The 335-nt window shown below is 34.9% G+C and carries 1 protein-coding gene; it reads right to left on the reverse strand.

The window, feature by feature from the left end; all coding sequences use genetic code 11:
- On the reverse strand, positions 1-335 hold a 335-nt coding region (locus tag M3234_RS29035; RefSeq protein ID WP_262307955.1), incomplete at both ends, for a transposase.

A 335-nucleotide genomic window follows, 5' to 3' on the forward strand; every position in this document is an offset into this window, starting at 1 on the left:
GATTCATTGCCTGAAGAACGATTTCATCAAAAATATCTTGAAAGATATCAGTATCCTTAAAACGGTGTTGACGATTCCAACTAATCGTAGAGTGATGGGAAACCGGATCCTGAAATTTTAAACCTAAGAACCATCGATAAGCAATGTTCATTTTAATTTCTTTTTCTAACTGCCTTTCTGAACGAATGCCAAAGAGGTACCCAATAATCATCATTTTAAAAAGTAAAAGGGGATCGGATGGACGACCGTTATCGTCACTATAAAATGGACGTACTTTTTCAAGAAGAAATGAAAAGTCTACATATTTATCAATTAAACGAAGAAGGTGATCGTCC

The sequence above is a fragment of the Neobacillus niacini genome, from assembly GCF_023715785.1.
GTDB classification, from domain to species: domain Bacteria; phylum Bacillota; class Bacilli; order Bacillales; family Cytobacillaceae; genus Neobacillus; species Neobacillus niacini_E.